Origin of the sequence: Streptomyces sp. NPDC046939 (genome assembly GCF_040644575.1) — a bacterium.
Lineage (GTDB): Bacteria > Actinomycetota > Actinomycetes > Streptomycetales > Streptomycetaceae > Streptomyces.
On the sequence record NZ_JBEYWV010000010.1, the window covers coordinates 167,196 to 185,579 of the forward strand.

An 18,384-nucleotide genomic window follows, 5' to 3' on the forward strand; every position below is an offset into this window, starting at 1 on the left:
CGGTCCGGGAGATCGTAGACGGCATATGCCGGAAAGCGCTCCCCCTCGCGAGGAATCGCTCACTTCCAGCCACAGCCAGTTGACGCAGCGTCCCGACACCTCAGGTCCGTTGTCAGTGCCCTGTGTCACAGTCTCCTCATGACGGCGGACGCACCGGGCACCCGGGGGATCAGGGTGCGCGAACTGCGCGGCGCGATGGCGTCGTTGCTGACCAGCCTGCACGGCCGCGCGCGTGGCGGGCGCGTGACGGAGGACGACTTCCGGGCGGAGACGGCTTCGCTGGGGCTGGATACCGAGGGCCTGAAACGGCTGGAAGCGGCGCTGGCGCAGCAGGGTCTGGTCGTGGAGCGAGCCACCGGCGCCTCCAAGGGGAGCGTCCGGGTGGGCCGGGTCCTGGGGCTGGTCCACAAGTACGTGACAGCCGGCGCGGTGCCCGCGCCCACTTTCACGGGTTTGGTCTCGCTGTGCGGACTGGACGCCGCTGAGCGGGAGTTGCTGACCGCCACCCTGCAAAGCGAGGGGGTTGTGATCGGCGAGATCCCGACGCCCAGGCGTGCGCTGGATACCGAGACTGCCACGCCGAAAGCACTCGACGCGGCAGACGCACCGGAAGGCCCCGAGGAGCCCGCCCCGGAGGAGCTGGGCGGGCGGGGCGAGGTTCTTACGGACCTGGGCGCGGCCGTGGCCGCCGCGCACGCCCGCATGGACGAGGACCGGTTCCGGCACACGGCGTGGAAGACGCTGCTGACTGCAGAGCAGGAGGTCGGGCTGAGCGTCCTCCTCAAGGGCGGCCCCGAACACCTCGGGCGGAGAGTGGAGGAGGCCGAGCTGGCGGCGCTGCCCGTCACCGACGTCCGCCGCCGCGCCTACGAGACGCTGGTCATGCACAATCTCCGGCTGGTGCACAAACTCGCCCAGCGTCTGCAGGGTCAGGGCCTCGAGTACGAGGACCTGGTGCAGCACGGCATGACCGGGGTGATGCACGCGGCCTGTCTGTTCGATCCGACCAAGGGCTTCAAGTTCTCGACGTACGCGACTTGGTGGGCCCGGCAGGCCCTTGAGCGGGCGCTGGGCAACGAGAGCCGGCTGATCCGTATCCCGGTGCACATGCACGAGAAGGTGCGCAAGGTCGCGATGGTCGAGTCACGGCTGGCCGCCGAGGGGAAGTCCCTCTCCGCGGGCGCGGTGGCTGTCGCGGCGAACCTCACGGTGGCCGAGGTCGACGCGGTCCGCCGCATCAGTCGGCCGACGGACTCACTGGATCGCGAGATCGGCGACGGCACACACCTGGGCGACCTGATCGCGACGCTGCACCTCGCGCCCGCACCGGAGGAGGTGCTGGCCCCGAAGTACTCCCGGCAGCGGGTGGAGGAACTGCTGGCCCGAGCCGACCTCAGCGAGCGTGAGGCGGACGTGATGCGGCGGCGCTGCGGGCTGGTGGGCGGTGAGCGGGAGAGGCTCGACGACATCGGCAAGGAGTACGGGGTCTCGCGCGAGCGTATCCGGCAACTGGAGACGCGGGCGCGGGACCGTTTGAAGGAGGTGCTGGAAGGCGGGGTGCCCGCGCCTCGGGGCAAGCGGGGACGCAAGCGCAAGCCGCCCGCGCAGGAGGAGGCGTCACCGCAGCCTCCCGTGCCCGCGCAGGAAGAGGAGCCGCAGCAGTCACCCGTGCCCGCACCGGTCGCGGACGTCACCGCCCCGGCACCCAGGGGCAAGCGGTCGCGCGTTCCGGAAGGCCAGGAGACGCTGTTCTGAGGTGCGTCAGAGGTCCGGGCGGATCTTCCCACCGATGTGCGCGATACGGAGCCTTCCCTCCTCCCTGATCGGGCGGAAGTGGATGCGGCCGGCTCCCGGGGTGAAGCGGGCATGGAGGTGGAACGTCTCCACCTTCCCGTCCAGGTCCTCGAACTGGCACACCCGCTTCCGGGTCTCGCCCTCTGGAGTCACCTTGGTCTGCCATTCCGGTTCGGCCATGGTGGCCGGGTCCCATGCGGCGGTCGCCGCGTCCAGCTTTTCCAGGCAGCGGCGTACGGGCACGACCCAGTGCGGGTTCAGGTCGCTGAGCTGGTCCTCGACACGTGGCAAGAACGTGAGGTGAGGGTAGAGGTCGGCCCGGCTGTCCCAGATGCGCAGGCCGGTGGTGACGCCTTCCTGGCGCGTCTTGCGGATCCAGTCCAGATGCCCGTCGAGGTGCGGCTCGGCTGCCAGATGCCGGACATCGACGGTGTCCTGCCGCATCTCCAGTGTGCCGTCGTCGTCCTCGACCAGTTCGCTCCGTTCCAGGCTCACGTGGTCGGCCTGCCACTGCCGGGCCACCGCGAGACCGACCGCGATGCCGTCCATGAAGTGCGCGGCGCCCAGTCCCAGGACGATCTCGCCGTCATGCCGGTATTCCAGATGGTCGGCGGCGTCCCGCGCCGGGAAGACGCTGCGCACGGGAGATCTTCCCTGTAAGCCACGGAGGCGCTGCCAGAGAGCGCGGTTGCGGGGGCTGGCGCCGATCCACTTGTTGACCGGGTACCCCTCAGCGATCTCCAGCGCCTTGACGTCGACTTCGCTCACCAGCGCCGTGTCCGACCCGCCCGCGTTCGCGGCGGCGCGCACGGCGTTCACGAAGTCGGCCATGGCCCGTTCGGCTCGCGCCGGGTCGCAGGCCGTCCCCCAGGACTTCTCGTTCAAAAACAGCAGTGGCACCTCTTGCTCCCCCTGTGTAAGCCCGTACCGTCAGTCCAGCAACTGGTCGAGCGAGTTCTCCCACTCGTCGAAGAAGCCCTCGGGCCACTGCTGGAGCATGCCGTCCTTGTCGATGCGGGGGGTGACGACCTCGGTGCCGGCCCCGTTGCCCTGGAAGTAGTGCACGACCGTGTCCTCGGGCTGCAGGACCGCCTGCTTGACGGCAATGCGGACGCCGTTCAGAACGTGGTCGCTGTGGGTCTCGACGATCAGCTGGGCGCCGGTGGCGGCGGCAGCGGAGAGCAGTGCGGCCATCCTGCTCTGCCCCTTGGGATGCAGGTGGGCCTCGGGGTTCTCCAGCAGTATCAGGCTCTCGGGTGTCGCGGTGAGGCAGGCGACGACGATGGGCAACGCGTAGGTGAGCCCGAAGCCGACGTTGGTGGGGCGGCGGCGACGGGTCGCGTTGATGCCTGCTGTGCCGCCGAAGCCGTAGGAGAGGCGGACGAAATCGGTGCCCTCGATGGCGTCGGCCTGGAGGTTCACACCGGGGCAGAGCTCCTGCATCCAGGCGACGGTCTGGTCGAGGAGCTGCGGGGAGGTGGCGCCGGAATGCCGGAGCGGGCCTTCCGGGACTTCCTGCTCTGCGTTGTGGCGGAGGTAGTTAACGGTGTGTTCGCCCCGCGCACCGAGGAAGCCGCGGTCGATGGCGATCTGGCGGGAGCGCGGGTAGGTGACGGCCGGGGTGATGCGGTCCGCGTGGAGGTACTGGAAGGGGAGATGGAGCCACCGGGGGACGAAGACATGGAGGTCGGCCTCCATCACATCCTCGTCAGGCTGCTCAAGATCGTAACGGGCGATGAACTGAGAGGACTCGTCCGCTTCGACCACGAACCCCACAGCCGGAGCATCACTGGTGAGCAGGTCGTCCGCCGGGCCGAAATCGTCATGCAGCACGTCTCGTGCCGTGCCCATCTCGATCAAGTCCCCGTTGAGCAGGAAACTCCCGTCCGCGTGGGCCGTCGACCGATCAGGACCGAACGACTGCCTCAGCAGAGCGAGGGCTTGCAGAACACTGCTCTTGCCGGACGAGTTCAGGCCAGTGAGGAGGGTCAGCGGGCCGAGAGGGAGTTCCAGGCGGCGGAACGCCTTGAAGTTGACCAGGGTGAGTCGAGTGATCACTGTCGGGTGGCTCCGGGGATCAGGAGAGGAGGTCTTCGAAGAGTTCCTGTACGGCGTCGAACCGCTTACGCACCTTCTTGGGGTCGCCCGTGGCCACGGAGATGGACCGTTCGAACTCCGAGTCCTCCATGAGGTCCGCGAACGCTTCCAGCACGTCGAGCTGCACCAGCTTGGCGTGGTCATGGGAGTCGAGCCAGGCCAGGTTCACCGCGATGGTTTCGAACAGGGCTTTGTTGATCGGTGACTTACGCTGCTGTCCTGTCCGGTACTTACGAAAGGCGTGTTGCCCGAAGATGCGCTCGGCCGCTGTCATCGCGGTGCAGAACTCCACCCGCAGACGCTCCTCTTCCCCGTCAGGGAGGCGGTTGATGCGGTGCATGGCGTCCGCCAGAAAGGCGTCGAAGTCGCCGAGCCGGTAGTCGTTCGGCGAGGTGAGCCGGAAGGCCAGGAAGCGCAGAACCATCTCGCGGTCGGCCATCCGGTCCCCGACCACGCTGCCGCCGGTGGCGTAGCGGAACTCGTCGGACTCGGCCAGTTCGGCAAGGAAGCTTCTGGCGCGTCCCGGGATCAGCGCGTGCCGGATCTCCTGCCGGGTCAGCGGCTCACCACCCGTGTTGATCCGGGCGAAGACGTTGAACATGACCGGCTCCGGTGTGCCGCGCCGGATGACGTGGACGACGACCTCGGTCTCGCGGAGACGGATCTGGAGCTTGCCGGAGAGGTCCTGAAAGCCTGCCCCCGCGAAATTACGCAGGTACTCCAGACCCTTCAGTTTCAGCGACGGAGCCTTCACCGTGTCGGCGTCGAGGAATCGCGCGATCGAGGTCAGGCGCTGGATGCCGTCGACGATGGCCCAGCTTCCGTCCTTCTGCTCCGCGGCGTAGAAGGACGGGATGGGGATGCGCAGAAGCAGCGACTCGATCAGACGGCTCTGTTTTTCGTCCGTCCAGATGCCGGCTCGGCGCTGGAAGTCGGGGGCGAGGTCGATCATCTCGTTGCGGAGCCGCGAGAGCAGCAGGTCGACCGTGGTCGTACGGGTCTCGATGTCGATGTGCTCGGGATCGAAGGGCGAGGTGATCTCGTCGACGCCCGCGTCGGTGTCCTCGCGTTCGACGTCGGTCGGCTGACCGTCGGAAGCGGTCTCCAGGGAGAAGAGGTCGTGCTCGATGACGCCCTGATCCCCGGTTCCCTGATACCGCTCGTACACAGACCGCCGGTCCCGCGTACGCCCCTGGCTGCTGTCCTCCAGCCCGGCCATCGTGTCTCGTCGCCCTCGCCCTCGTGTCGCGCCGGATCCTCGTCGCCTCACCCTACCGTCGGTGATCCTCCGGTGACGCCCGATCGGTCAGCGCAGTTGGGGCAGGCGGCGCGTGCGGATGCCGATTCCGGACGCTGTGCCGACCGGTCGTCGGCAGCCGCAGCCGGTTCCGCGACGCGCTCCTGGGCCGAGCCGGAGAGCGCCGCCATGGCACGGCCCAGAACCGCCCGTAGCTGTGGGAAGACGGCCGCGACGCTGAACAGGCCCGCGAGGACGAGCACGTCCGTGGCGACTCCTCCGCCAGGCAGGACGACCGCCCCGCCGAACAGGCACGCAGCCGCCGCGAGCCCCCCGGTCCAGCGTCGCAGACGGTTCCGCAGTGGCTCCTCCGACAGGCCCGCCGTGCCGTCCGGGGACGGCGCGTCCGCCAGCAGGTGCGCGCCGACGACGACAGGGCTGTCACGGCCGTCACGGGGACGGCAGCTGTGCTGAAGCGCGCTGGAGACGAGCCGGGCCAGTCCTTCCACGGCCGCCTCCCGGTCCGGCCCCTCGGAGAACAGGTAGCGCTCGTTCTCCCGCGTTAGCGCCGCGATCAGCCGTTCCGTGTCCTCGCGGATCCGCTCGCGCACGGCGGACGGCTGTTCGCGTGTCAGATGGCGGGCCTGGGTGCGCAGGGCCCGGCACAGTCGGCGGAAGGCCTTGCCATGGGCATCGAGAGCCGATTCCTGGGACCGTCTCGCCGTCGACTCCTCCAACAGCTCCTCAAGGAACAGCGCCGCCTGCGTCGTCACCGGCCCCGCCGGGTCGGAGACGGCCACGGCCCGTTCGTCGGCGGCCATGAGAGCGATGGACACGGTGCAATACGCCGCGATGGCGGCGGCCATCCACAGCGCGGCGACCGGGGTGCCGTCGGGTCCCGGCCTCAGCGGCAGGAGAGGCCCGATGGCGATGAGGACGGGAACCACCTGGAAGGGCACGGAGGCACATCGGCCGGCGACGATCCTGTGCCATCGGTCGACGAGCTGCGCTTTGTCCGGCCGGTCCGGCACCGGTACCCGCCGCTGCTCCAACTTGCCCAAAAGCGTGTCGACGCGCCTCTTGCACGCCCGGCGCCGGACGCGTCTCGCCGGTCGGAACCAGTACACGGCCCGCCCCGGCACGCGGCTGCGTGAAGCCCACAGCAGCCCGATCCAGAGAGCCTCGAACAGGGTCCAGGAAGTCCAGTAGAAGGAAAGCTCCTTGAATGCCGTCCACGTCATGCACGGCAGCGTCGCAGACGCCACTGACAGTCAGGGCAGGGCGACTTCGCACCAGACCGTCTTGGTGTACGGGTCGTCGGCGACCGTTCCCCAGTGGGTGGACAGGGCCTCGACGAGGAAGAGACCCCGGCCGGAGTCCGACTCCCGGGACGGTGCCGGGAGGTCACCGGGGGCCGGTGGGCGACGATCGGGCCGGGGATCGGTTACCTCGATTCGGAGCGCCGGGTTCGCCGGGTGGAGGGTGAGGCGGAGACGGAAGTCACGACCGCCCACCCGACCGTGTTGGGCGGCGTTCGTGGCGAGTTCGGCCACGAGCAGAGTCACCGTGTGATGGGCGTCGGTGTCATAGGGGCAGCCCCACCTGTCGAGTTGCTCGGCCGCGAGGTGGCGGGCGAGGCGGGCGCCCCTGGGAGTGGCCGACAGACGGATCGTGAAGTGGCGGGCGGAGGCGGCCTGCGGTGCCCTCGTGGGGGCAATATCGGCGTTCATGTCACTCAGCGTGGTCGCGCGACTCTACGCTGACCAGTGACGACGGCGGTACGTAGCGTCACTGTCCGGGTGCTGTCCGGCTCTGTCCGGGCGGGGTGGCGTTACGTCGTGCGTCGGCGCGGAGTTGGGTACGGGCGGCACACGGAGGTGCACGGGCGTGGGCGTGACGGGGCGGGAGTCGCAGGGCGACGGGATGGAGACGTACGGCGCGGATGACGAGGAGTCGGCGGCTGTACTACGGACGGTGGGGCGGGTCATCAAGACGTGCCGCGAGCGGAAAGGGCTCAAGCAGGTCGAGTTGGGTGCGGCGATCGGGTACAGCGAGGAGCAGGTCTCCTCGGTGGAGCGGGGGCGGCGGGCGCCGAGCCCGACGTTCCTGGAGGCGACCGATGAGGTGCTCGACGCGGGTGGGCTGATCACAGGGCTGAAGAAGGATGTCGAGGAGGCCCGGTACCCGAAGAAGGTGCGGGATCTGGCGAAGTTGGAGGGGGAGGCGGTTGAGATCTGCGCCTATGACAACTCCGTCGTGAACGGGCTCTTGCAGACGGAGGAGTACCTGAAGACTGTGTTCGGATCGCGGCGGCCTGCGTTCTCCGAAGAGGAGGTGGAGCGGCTGGTCGCTGCGCGGCTGGCGCGGCAAGGGATCGTCGACGGAAACGGCATGAACCGGGCCTTCAACTTCGTGCATGATGAGGCTGCCCTGCGTCGGCCGGTCGGAGGCAAGATGGTGCTGCGCCGACAGCTCGAACGCCTGCTGGAAGTCGGGCAGATGCGGAACGTGGAGATCCAGGTGTTGCCTATCAACAGCGAGGACAACGCCGGTCTCGACGGCCCTTTCCATCTGCTGCGGCTGAAAAAGGGCGCCACCGTCGGGCACAGCGACATCCAGCTTGTCAGCCGACTGATCTCGGATCGCCGGGAGATCCAGATCCTTGAACTGCGCTATGGGATCATCCGAGCTCAGGCCCTGGCCCCACGGGAGTCGCTGGCCTACATCGAGAAACTGCTTGGAGAGACATGAGCCTGAAGCCCTCGGCCGGTGACGGCACCGAACTGGAGTGGTTCAAGAGCAGCCACAGTAATCCCGACGGAGCTGCCTGCGTCGAGGTCGCTTCCGCCCGCGGCACCATCCACGTACGGGACTCGAAGCGCGTGCAGAGTCCCCGGCTCGCCTTCAGCGCCCAGCAGTGGGCCGCCTTCCTCTCGTACGCCGCCGATCACTGACGTACGACGTGTTGACGCCCCGCGTCCGGTTCCGTACCGGGCGCGGGGCGTCGGCGTATCCCGGTCAGGTGGACGGCGGAGTCCACGCGCCCCGGTCGATGGCCTCCTGGAGTCGCCCCGAGAAGTAGGCATGCGCCTCTCGCATCTCGGCCTCGCGATTCGCCTTGTAGAAGGGGGGCGTGTAGCCGTCCGGCGGGTCCTCGCGTTCGCCATCCAGGTGGGCGCGGAGCTGTGCGTAGTGGTCCTTGGTCTGGCCGTGGCCGTAGGTGTAGCGGTTGCCCGCGATACGGCGCTCGTTGGCGTCGAACCAGGTCACGGCGTCGAAGTCCTGCATGATCGGGAAGCGGGCTTTGTACATGGCAACCAGCGAGTCGGCATCCACGCCTAGCCATACAGCCACCAAGGCGTCCAGCTCGACCAAGGCTGCGCGTCGGGCGCGTTCGGTCCGGAGAGGCGTTGCACGAGTCCAGTCGGGACCGACCTCATGGAGCGGCTGGAGCTGCGGCCATGCGCATGCCCATGGCTCGTATGCAGGCCAAGTTGGATCGTAAAGGTCGGACCAGAGATCCGAGTAGGCCGATGTCAAGCAGTTGAGACGCAGTGTGCGCAACAGCAGCGCGGACGCCAAGGGATGATGCGGTTCCGGTGCAGGCAATACCTTGGCGTTGGCCACTTGAAGGTCGCCTCGCCCAGTTGTACGCAAGAAGTAGTCGACGGGTAGGCCTGACCAGAAACCCGCCACCAACGCCGTCAGCCGACAATCGCCCATGGCAAGGCTATGCACCATGTGGATGTGCGCGGCCCCCGGCGGGATCAATGCCGCATACAGCGCACGCTCTGTATCAGGCGCGATCTGACGACGCCACGCCACCCGGTAAAACGCCGTGTACGCCCGAGTCGACCGTCCCACAAAGTACCGATCGACATCGTCGTCCCCGATCTCGTCCTCTGGCACCCCTCTGGCCTCCGCCAACACCCGCCTCGCCTCGGTCGCCTCCTCCTCCGACGCCCGCAGCCCCGCCAGTCCGGCCTTATCGAGCCACTGATCCTGCTTCTCGGCGTACTTCTCCGGAGTCGCGACGCGCACATACTCCGTCTCCGGCACTGCGTCGTCGGCCATCACCAGATGGTTGAGGCCGAGCACCTCGCCGCCGCCCTGGCTCGGCTGCTTGAACAGCGGATTGGCAAGCCCGAATTGGGGTCCCTTGAGAACGACGTCCTCCCACTTCCCGGGTCGGAATACCGAGCCGTCTTCCTTCGGGAGGTTGTAGTCGATGAGGCCTTCCTTCTTGGCACCGCTCTCGTGGAAGCCCGACGAAATCTGCGGGTTCAGCGCCCCCAGCCTCAGCGGATAGTCCGCCAACGCCTTGATCGCCTCGCCCTCCGCCACACTCACCGGCGACAACAACCGCGCCTGCTCCACCGGTTGCCCCTCGTCGCCGGTCAGCCGCTGCCACTGTTCCAGCGTCGCCCGATGCACCCGGATGATCCGCTTCTTATGTGGCCGCTCATCCCACGTGTCCCCGTACCGCACACCCGGGTCCGGCCCCGAGCCGTCGTGCTGGGCGGACAGCCGTAGCGCATCCACCGAGAACAGCCAGGACAGATGATCGAAGCCGATCTCCCCCTCGGGCCCGTAGACGTGCACGCCGAAGTGGCTGGACCGCCCGACCGGCGGCGGAAAGAAGCGGTTACCCGCGTTGACGAAGTCGCCGTGCACCCGCAGCCGCTTGTACGCGGCCTCCCGGAGTCGCGCCTCCTTGTCGCCGCTGAAGTGCGAGTCGGGGTGAACGAGCCCGACCGTGCCCGCCCGCCCCGCATGCGACCACGTCTGACACATGAACGCCCGATACAGGTCAGGCTGTGTCCCCGTGAGCAACGGATACGCGACCGGCGACCCGAGCATGGCTACAACGCCTGTATTGGCAGCGAGTTCGGCCGACAGGTAGGACCCGACCTCGTCCCGCTCCGTCAGCTCGGCCCGCCGCCGGTCCTTCTCCGCCTTGGCCGGCTTCTCCTGGAGGACGAACCACGGCTCGAACTCGGCGAGCAGCACGTCCTCCTCCCACCGGGGCCGAACCCACGGCGGATTCCCCACCTGCAAGTCGAACCCCCCGGCCTCCCCCGCAAACACATGGGCGAACTGCAACTCCCAATGGAAGAACCCCATCCCCCCATCGGCCCCGGCGTCATCCCGGTCCTCGCTCCCGGCCACGTCCTCCACCGTGTCCAACCACGGGAAGCGCGCCTTGAGGCGGAACGGCGAGTCCATCCCCATGAACCCGTCGAGGTTGACCTCAAAGTCCCGCAGCGCGTCCAGGTTCTCGAAGTCGGCCACCAGCGAACCCGCCGGCACGTCCTTCGACCCGAGCGCGCACTCCAGGAAGTCGATCCAGTCGTCCAGCGTGGCCAGCGGAATGACCTCGCGCCGCTTCTTGTCCTTCACCGCCGTCTTCTTCCGCGCGGGCTTCTTCTGCCCTGATCCCGCCGCACCCCCACCGGAACCGGCGTCCTCGCCCGTCCCCATCGCGGAGGCGTCCCCCATCTCCAACTGCTGCGGAAGCCCGTCGTCGAACAGGCCGTCCTTCACCCAGATCTGGTCGCCGGGCGCGGGCCCGTCCGACCCCTCGACGGCCACCTCCTCGGCCGCCCGGTCCTCGTCCCCGGCGTCGTGTGACTCAACTCCTCCGATCCCCGAACCGTCCAGTTCCGCCACCCGGTCCAGCGGCCAGAACCACAGCGCGCACCACACGTCCATGACGGTCTTGAGCCGCCAGTACGGCGTGCCCGGTCGGGTGAGGTCGCCGTACACGACCTCCTTCGGCACCGCGTGCTCCGGGTGCTCGATCCAGTCCGCGCCCCAGACGTCGATCTCGCGTGAGATCTCCTTCTCCGACTGGCGCAACCGCTCGATGACCAGCTTCCACAGGAACTCGGCCCGCCGCGCGACCCCCTGGAGCCGGCGCCGCTGCGTGACCGTCTTCGGTGCGCGCTGCACACCCGACCGCCACTTCTCCATCCGCTGGACGGCTGCCTTGTCCAGCTCTTCGGCGATCTTCTTGGACTTGGCGTCACCGACGACCGCACCCCACCCCAGTGCGGGCAGCAGAAAGTGATGGACCGCGCCTTCGGGCAATTCGCCATCCCTGAAGGGCAGATCCTTCGGAGCCAGCGTGTCCTTCTTGGACAGCCACTTGCCCTTGCCCAGCGCGTCCTTGTCGTAGATCTTGCGACCCGCGCCGATCAGCGAGTTGCCACGCCGCAGGTGCAGGCCGAACCAGGGGGCCTGCATTCCTGGATGCATGGTGTTCAACCACAGGGACACCTCCGCCAGCTCCACCGCCGTGGCGTTGAGGTCGACGCCGTACGCGTTGTGCAGGGCGACGTACGCCTTGACCTTCTGGAGTTCCACCGCCCGCTGGTCGGGGTCGAGGGGCACACCCGTCTCGGCCTGTCGCCGCTTCAGGTACTCGACGGCCACCTGGTCGATGGCCGCGTTGAGGAAGGCTCCCGAGCCGAGCGCGGGCTCGCAGATCTTCCACTCCAGCAGCTCGCGCGCGGAAGTGTCGTCGTTCAGACGGTGCTTGAGGGCCAGTTCGACGGTGACCTGGGTCAGGGACTCGGGCGTGTAGTAAGACGCCGTGTTCTCGCGGTCGCGGCCGGCGAGACGGTAGACGAAAGACCCCGGCGGGTACTCGGCCCGTTCCGTCAGACCGGTCTCTTCGTTCTCACGCTGGACGAACACCTCGCTCGGATAGTCGTTGGTCCGGGCCTCGGGGATCATCCAGCTGCCCTTGGACGGGTCACCGCCCTTGGCGACCTCGAAGAGTCTGTCCTTGGCGATGAATCCGGTGTACGACATCAGGCCCTCGTACACGGCGCCGAGCTGGTTGATGCCGAGCTGGGCGTAGGAGATGAAGCCGCCGCGCTCGCCCTTGCGCCCCTTGGTGAGCATCAGGCGGCGCAGCACCTTGTGAAGGGTGGCGTTGCGCAGCCGGGTGTCGAAGAATTCCGGTCCGGCGGACAGGTCGTCCTCGTCGTACTGCGGGTTGGAGACCTTGGAGCCGATCAGGTGGATCGCGTCGGGCTCGAACAGGTCGGAGCGCAGTGGTTCGAAGCGCAGGCCGACGTCCTCGCTGCGACGGGCCCGACGGGCGCGCTCGAAACGGCGTGCCCGCAGCGCGAGTTGGGCCTCCGTGAGGTCCTCCCCCGCCGCTGCGACCTCGGCTGCCTCGGCCTCTTCCGCCGCGCGGTCCGCCTCGGCCACCGCCCGGTCCTCGTCCTCGGTGCCGTACGGGCGGTGGCCCTTGTTGACCATACGGGTGAGCAGGTCGATCGACTGGTAGAGGTGGAAACCGTCCCGCGCCGTGGGGCCGACCAGGTCGCGGACCGCCAGGTCGCCCAGGCGCTGAAGGCCGTAGCCCGCCCCGTACTCCGGGTAGTCCGACGGGAGGATGCCCAGCTCCGGACGTGCTTCGGCGTACAGCAGGAAGAGGATGCGGTAGAGGTAACGCAGCGATTCCCGGGTCAGGCGGCGGGCCAGATGCTGCGGGTCGTCGAGGTGGGCCGCGGTGACCCCCTGCTCGGCGAGTCGCTTCAGCACGGCCTGGGCGATCAGCTCGACGGAGTCCTTCAGGCCTTCGCGGAGTTCCGTGGAAACGCCGACGGCATGTTTGCCCGACTTGGAGACGAGGTCGTCGAGGGGGTTGGTGCCGCCGGTCTCCGGGACGCGGAGGGAGTCCGCCCCGAAGAGGGCGGCGATGGTGTCGAGTTCGCCGCCGGGGCGGTCGTCCCGGCGTTCCAGGGCGGAGTCGAGACTGACGGCGAGGTAGCGGCCCTCGCTCCAGGCGGTGCGGTCGGCCAGGACGACGACACCGCCGACCAGGACCAGGATGTAGCGGGGCGGTTCGTCGGCGGCGAAGAGGAAGCGGACCAGGGCGTCGGCGTCGGTGATCGGCTCGCCCTGCTGGAGGTCGACCGGGTGCAGGAGACGGCCGGGCCCTGCGGGGTCGCGGGCGGCGTCCGGTTCGGCGGCCCAGCCGCAGGCGATCGCGACCAGGCCGGGTTCGGCGTGGGCGACCTCGATGTCGTGGGTGCGGCCCGCGCGTTCGACGGTGAGGGTGGCCGGGGCGGGGGTGTAGCCGAGGGCGCGCAGGACGCGGTCGTGAAGATCGGCGACCGTCTTGGTCCAGCGGACGTCGTCGTGGGTGCGCCAGCCGGACTCCTCCTCGGGGGCGTCCCCCTCGGCCTGGGCGCGCTCGGCGAGGAAGGCGCGGTCCGCGAAGTACGGGGTGCGCAAAGCCCTCAGGCCCTGGCGGGGGGTGAGGACGCGCGGCTCGTCCACCGGCTTCTTGTTCTCCTCGGCCTCGTGCTCGGCCCAGCGGGCGAGCAGACCGTCCTTCGCCTTGAGATCCTTGGGGAGGACCTCGGCGAGGTAGTGGGCGGAGAAGTAGTCGCCGTGGTTGACCAGGGAGTCGTACGTCACGTCGAGGACCGTTTCTGCGGATGGTTCTGCGGGTGGTTTCGAGAAGGGTGGGTCAGGCGCGGTCGAGGACGGCCAGGACGCGCAGCAGCGGGCGGCCGGTGGCGGTGAGCTTGTCGGCCAGTTCCGTCTGGTGGCGGATGGTGTCCTCAACGACCCGGCCGGGCAGCAGGGACTGCTGCTGCCAGCGGCCCAGGCGTGCGCGGTAGTCGTCGAGCTGGGCGCTGATCTGCCGGGTCCAGGCGTCCTTGCGCTCCTCCAGGTGCTCGCGGGCCGCAGCGACGGCGGCCGGGACGAGCCGCTGGAGTTCGGGCAGGTCACCGGGCGGGGCCGGGTTGGCCATGTCGGGTCCGACACCGGCCTCGGTCAGGGCGTCCGGCATCGGTACCACCTCGGGGGCGTCCGGCAGACCTCGTACCGCCATCCACTCCACGACCGTGGGACGGCCGAGCTTGTTGGAGTAGATCCCCTGCACGAGGAAGGTCGGGCCGGTCGCACCCGGAGTGAGCAGCACGGGCGCTTGCTGGCGGCCCAGTTGGACGAGGACCTTGTCGACCAGCCATTCCACCAGGGGGTGGATGTCGGTGAGGTAGCCGATGGCGGGCCAGCTTGAGCCCGACTTGCCCCGGGCCTCGTCCAGGCTGTGCTGTCCGAGACCACGGTCGAAGGTGACCAGGAGCCGTTCCTTCAGCTTCTGGTTCCGCAGATAGTCGGGGGGCAGGACATCGAGGCGGTGGAGCAGGTCGGGCGCCTTCGCCGTGGACAGGCTGAGGTAGCGGGCCGGTTCGCCGCGCGGGCCGGTGTGCTGGTGCTCGGAGAGGTCGAGGGCGTCATGCGGGCGTTCGTCGTAGACCTCGTCGAGGGCCGCCCGTACGAACGCCTCCGTATCGCCGCCGAACAGGGACGGGACCTGGGCTTTGGGTACCGGTCGGTGCTCCGGCAGCACGGACGGCTGAGAGAACAGGGCCGTCAGCGGGTCGCCGGGGGTGGGCGAGGCTTCGAGAGATTCCTCGACCGTGCGGCCGGCGAGGAGGTCCTTGATCAGCCGCCGTTCCTCCTCCTCCGCCCGGTACAGGCCGGTGACCGCCTCCGCGGTGCCGTCGAGCCGGTAGGCCTCCTCCTCGCGCCGGAGGAGCTTCTCGGCGACCGTGCGGTCGTCCTTGACGCCCTCGGTGGCGGAATGCAGGATCAGCGCGCGGAAGCGGGGGTTGTGCTTCTGGCCGTAGCGGTCGATACGGCCGTTGCGCTGCTCGATGCGGATCAGCGACCAGGGGATGTCGTAGTGCACGAGGTCGTGGCACTGGCGGTGCAGGTTGACGCCCTCGGAGGCGACGTCACCGGTGAAGAGGATGCGGACGGGGTGGTGGGCCAGGCCGAATGCCTCCACGACCTCCATCTGCTCCTTGTCCGACAGGCCGCCGTGCATGACCTTCACGGCCTCTTTCGCCTGCTCGTCGGTGAAGCCGAGGCGGGCGGGGACGACCTTCGCGAGCCACTTCAGCGTCTCGACGCGCTCGGAAAAGACCACGACCCGGGTAGCGGAGCCGGGCCGCACGCCGATGTCGGTCAGCTGCTCCACGAGGGCGTCCAGCTTGGCGGAGTCCCCTGGAGTTCCGGCCTCCCCGATCGCGGAGACAAGCGCGGACAGACGGTCCAGCGCGGCGAGTTCGGTGGCGAGGCGAGCGGCGGCGGGGGTGCCGGGCGCCGTCTTCGCCGCCTTGTCCTTCAGGTTCTTCGCGCGGGTCGTGACGGTCTTGGCGAGCGCCCGGTGCGAGGAGAGGAAGGCCTTGAGGAGCGTGTACGGGAAGAGGCGGTCCTCGGTGAGGGCCGTACGGCCGGACGGCGCGGCGCCGAAATCGGTGGAGGTGTCAGGGGCCGGAATCCAGTGCTCGGTGAGCTCCGCGAATATGCGCTCCTCGGCGTCGGTCGCCGTGCACGGCACGGAGACGGTGGGATCGCGGTCGGCCCACTCCTTGCCGATCTGGTCGCGGACCTCGGGGTGCACCTTCGTACGGCGGATGAAGAGGTGGCCGAGGTCGTTCTCGGCGTCGTAGTCGTTCGGGTCGGCGATCGCCGCCGGGTCGAGCAGGCTGATCAGCTCGGCGAAGGACTTGCCGTCGCCGTTGTGCGGGGTGGCGCTGGCCAGCAGCAGGGCGTCGGTGTTGGGGGCGAGGACCCGGGCGAGGGCGTTGCGCTGGCTGCCTCGGTTGATGAGGTTGTGGGACTCGTCGATGACGACCGCGTCCCAGTGGATCTTCTCCAAGTGGTGACGGTACTGCCCGATGTTCTTCAAGGTGTCGACGGAGACGATGACCCGCTTGTAGTGCGTGAACGGGTTGCGGCCGGCCGGGATCTCGCGCTGGATGCGCTGGATGCCGACCGAGTCGAGGCGGATCAGGGGGATGGAGAAACGGGTCCACAGCTCGTGCTGGAACTGCTCCAGGACGTGCTGCGGGGTGACGACGAGGATCCGCTCGCCGCGGCCGCGTCGGATCAGCTCGGCCAGGGTGAGACCGATCTCCAGGGTCTTGCCGAGGCCCACGACGTCGGCGATGAGCAGGCGGGGTCGCAGGTTGGCGAGGGAGAGGGCCAGTTCGGCGGGGCGCTGCTGGTAGCTGAGGGGGTCGACGAGGAAGCGGTCGGCGAGGGCAAGACCGCGCTCGGTCTGCGGGAGCGGGGTCTTGCGCAGCAGGGCCTCCAGAAAGAGGCGGCTGCGGCGGAAGTGGTCGGTCGGGTCCTCGACCAGCTCGGTGTCCTCGGGGTCGAGGAGCTTGACCCCGTCGCCGGCCAGGCGCTCGATCTCCGTGAAGAAGACAGCCGGTTCGTCTCGGACGAACTCCGAGACGCCCACCGCCTCGATCTTGGCGCCGTCCCGGCTCGGCGTCACGTTTTTGACCAGCCACTCCTCGTCCCGTACGAGGATCTGGGCCCCCGGCGGGAACCTGGACTCCGAGACGTCCGGCTGGTGGGTCACTCTGCTGCCTCCGCGTCCTGCGCACACTGCCTCTGTCGCCGCCCGAAGGGGGCGAATACCGCGCAAGTCTTCCATGGCGCGCGGTGTCCGTGCAGGTCGCTGCGGGAAGTGGGCGCGAGAAGGGGCGGGTGCGCCCGTCAGCGGCTCCCCGCGCGGACGGGAGCGAAGGGAGCGTCCCGAGCGTAGGCGGAGCGCAGGGCCTCGGCGACAGCATGGGCGGTGGCGACGTCCGGGGTGCGACCGCGGCGGGGGCGGGCCGGGGGCGCTGGACGCGCGGCGGGGGCGGGCGTGTTCTTCTCGACGGCCGCGTCCGACGCGTCTGCCTGCTCCTCAGGCGGGGGCGCCGGCATATCCACGACCGTGGGGACGTAGTCGGCGATCGGCCCCGGAGGAGGTACGACCCGGCCGTCGGCGTGCGGAGCGGTCGCCGTGATCAGGCGCTGCCGTGCCTGCCGTGCGTTGACACCCGAGCCGGTGAGGACTGATACCAGTGCGGCGGTCACCTCTTGGAGGGAGGGCCGGTCGGCCGGCTCGAACGCAAGCATTGACGATACGACGGGCACCAGTTGTGCGGGCAGACCCGTCAGGTCCGGAGCCTGGTCCGGGTCGCCGATGCGCGCCGCGACCGTGAGCCAATTGTCACCGTCGTAGGGGTAGTGGCCGGTGGCTGCGAAGAGCAGCACGACACCCAGGGCGTAGACGTCCGCCGCCGAGGTCAGATGGTGGCTGCCCTCGGCCTGCTCCGGCGGCATGCACAGCACGCTCCCGACCACGACTCCGGTCGCGGTCAGGGTCGTGCGGCGTTCCGCGAGGACGGCCAGTCCGAAGTCGATCACCTTCGGACCGTCCGGCCCGAGCAGGATGTTCTGCGGTTTGAGGTCCCGGTGCAGGAGCTGCGCCTGGTGGACGGAGGTGAGTCCCTCGGCGAGCAGTGCGCCGAGGCTAGCGGTCTCCACCAGCGCGAGAGGGCCGTGGTCACGGACGTGACGCAGGAGGTCGGGGCCGGGAACGTAGTCGACGGCCAGCCAGGGCCGCTCGGCGAGCGGGTCGGCACCGGCGAAGGCGGCGACGCGCGGGCCGAAGACCTTTCTGAGGTTCTCCACCTCGAGCACGAACCTGCTGCGGGTCTCGGAGTCCAGGACGGAGGACTTGATGACCTTGACGGCGACCTGCTGGCCGGCCGGCGACTCCCCGAGATAGACCCGGCCCATGCCGCCGGAGCCGATGCGCCCCCGCAGCGTGTAGCCGCCGATCTGCACGGGGTCGTCGTTCCTCAACGGTTCCACGGCGTCTTCGCTCCCCCTCGACGTCCGGCGCACGGCCCTCGCGCTGCCCGTGCGGCCCGGCTCGCCCTGGCGGCACGTCAAACCATGCGGCGCAGACTACCAACGATGGACAAGGGACAATTGTCAGGGCACCTGAGCGGCAGACGAGTCGGGCTGTACGCCGGGTTCTGTCGCCCGGTCACCTCGCGGTGGCCGGGGAGACGGCCATCCATCTAGGGCCGGTGTTGCCACCGGCCTCGTGCGGTCTACCCGCGGACTCGGGCGGGCAGCCCTCGATCGTCCGCGCAGGAACGTCTCCGGAGAGGCGTTCCCTCTTGACCTTGCTCCAGGTGGGGTTTACCTAGCCGCCTGAGTCACCTCAGGCGCTGGTGGTCTCTTACACCACCGTTTCACCCTTACCGGGGACCGAGGTCCCTGGCGGTCTGTTTTCTGTGGCACTGTCCCGCGGGTCACCCCGGGTGGCCGTTAGCCACCACCTTGCCCTGTGGAGCCCGGACGTTCCTCGGGGGGTCCGAAAGGGATCCCACGCGGCCGTCCGCCCGGCTCGTCTGCCGTGCCCG

The 18,384-nt window shown here is 69.1% G+C and carries 11 protein-coding genes and 1 other RNA gene; 3 read left to right on the plus strand and 9 right to left on the minus strand.

Annotated features, from left to right (window positions below):
* The first annotated feature begins 138 nt into the window (after window positions 1–138).
* A complete protein-coding gene (locus tag ABZ877_RS13805) occupies window positions 139–1,755 on the plus strand; it encodes a sigma-70 family RNA polymerase sigma factor (protein WP_361069338.1) in 1,617 nt (538 codons plus the stop codon).
* Window positions 1,756–1,761: 6 nt separating this feature from the next.
* Here ABZ877_RS13805 and ABZ877_RS13810 read toward each other — a convergent pair whose 3' ends face one another.
* From ABZ877_RS13810 to ABZ877_RS13830, 5 genes are read right to left on the minus strand one after another with little or no spacing between them, the layout of a single operon-like run.
* Window positions 1,762–2,694: a hypothetical protein gene (locus ABZ877_RS13810; protein ID WP_361069341.1), complete on the minus strand. Its 933-nt coding sequence runs from the start codon at window positions 2,692–2,694 to the stop codon at window positions 1,762–1,764.
* A 30-nt stretch (window positions 2,695–2,724) separates the two neighbouring features.
* Window positions 2,725–3,852: a DUF3696 domain-containing protein gene (locus ABZ877_RS13815; protein ID WP_361069344.1), complete on the minus strand. Its 1,128-nt coding sequence runs from the start codon at window positions 3,850–3,852 to the stop codon at window positions 2,725–2,727.
* 19 nt (window positions 3,853–3,871) lie between these two features.
* Window positions 3,872–5,110, minus strand: coding sequence for a DUF262 domain-containing protein (locus ABZ877_RS13820; protein ID WP_361069347.1), 1,239 nt, complete (start codon window positions 5,108–5,110; stop codon window positions 3,872–3,874).
* Window positions 5,111–5,157: 47 nt separating this feature from the next.
* Window positions 5,158–6,369 carry a hypothetical protein gene (locus ABZ877_RS13825; RefSeq protein WP_361069350.1) on the minus strand — a complete coding sequence of 404 codons (1,212 nt, stop codon included), beginning with the start codon at window positions 6,367–6,369 and terminating at the stop codon, window positions 5,158–5,160.
* 30 nt (window positions 6,370–6,399) lie between these two features.
* Complete coding sequence (locus ABZ877_RS13830) at window positions 6,400–6,858, minus strand: ATP-binding protein (protein WP_361069353.1); 459 nt, start codon at window positions 6,856–6,858, stop codon at window positions 6,400–6,402.
* 193 nt (window positions 6,859–7,051) lie between these two features.
* Here ABZ877_RS13830 and ABZ877_RS13835 point away from each other — a divergent pair, with 193 nt between their 5' ends.
* Together ABZ877_RS13835 and ABZ877_RS13840 are read left to right on the plus strand one after the other, a co-directional pair.
* On the plus strand, window positions 7,052–7,879 hold the full coding sequence (locus ABZ877_RS13835; protein ID WP_361069473.1) for a helix-turn-helix transcriptional regulator: 828 nt from the start codon (window positions 7,052–7,054) through the stop codon (window positions 7,877–7,879).
* Window positions 7,876–8,082, plus strand: coding sequence for a DUF397 domain-containing protein (locus ABZ877_RS13840; RefSeq protein WP_361069356.1), 207 nt, complete (start codon window positions 7,876–7,878; stop codon window positions 8,080–8,082). Before ABZ877_RS13835 ends, ABZ877_RS13840 begins: the two co-directional genes overlap by 4 nt.
* A gap of 64 nt (window positions 8,083–8,146) precedes the next feature.
* Here the strand turns inward: ABZ877_RS13840 and ABZ877_RS13845 are convergent, their stop codons facing one another.
* The 4 genes from ABZ877_RS13845 to rnpB all read right to left on the minus strand — a co-directional run bounded on the left by ABZ877_RS13845 (window position 8,147) and on the right by rnpB (window position 18,371).
* A complete protein-coding gene (locus ABZ877_RS13845; RefSeq protein ID WP_361069358.1) occupies window positions 8,147–13,567 on the minus strand; it encodes a hypothetical protein in 5,421 nt (1,806 codons plus the stop codon).
* Between the two features lie 52 nt (window positions 13,568–13,619).
* Entirely contained in the window at window positions 13,620–16,538 is a 2,919-nt protein-coding gene (locus ABZ877_RS13850; protein WP_361069361.1) for an SNF2-related protein, read from the minus strand.
* Window positions 16,539–16,675: 137 nt separating this feature from the next.
* Window positions 16,676–17,824: a serine/threonine-protein kinase gene (locus tag ABZ877_RS13855; RefSeq protein WP_361069364.1), complete on the minus strand. Its 1,149-nt coding sequence runs from the start codon at window positions 17,822–17,824 to the stop codon at window positions 16,676–16,678.
* 140 nt (window positions 17,825–17,964) lie between these two features.
* Window positions 17,965–18,371, minus strand: an RNA gene (rnpB, locus tag ABZ877_RS13860) — RNase P RNA component class A.
* Window positions 18,372–18,384: the final 13 nt, after the last annotated feature.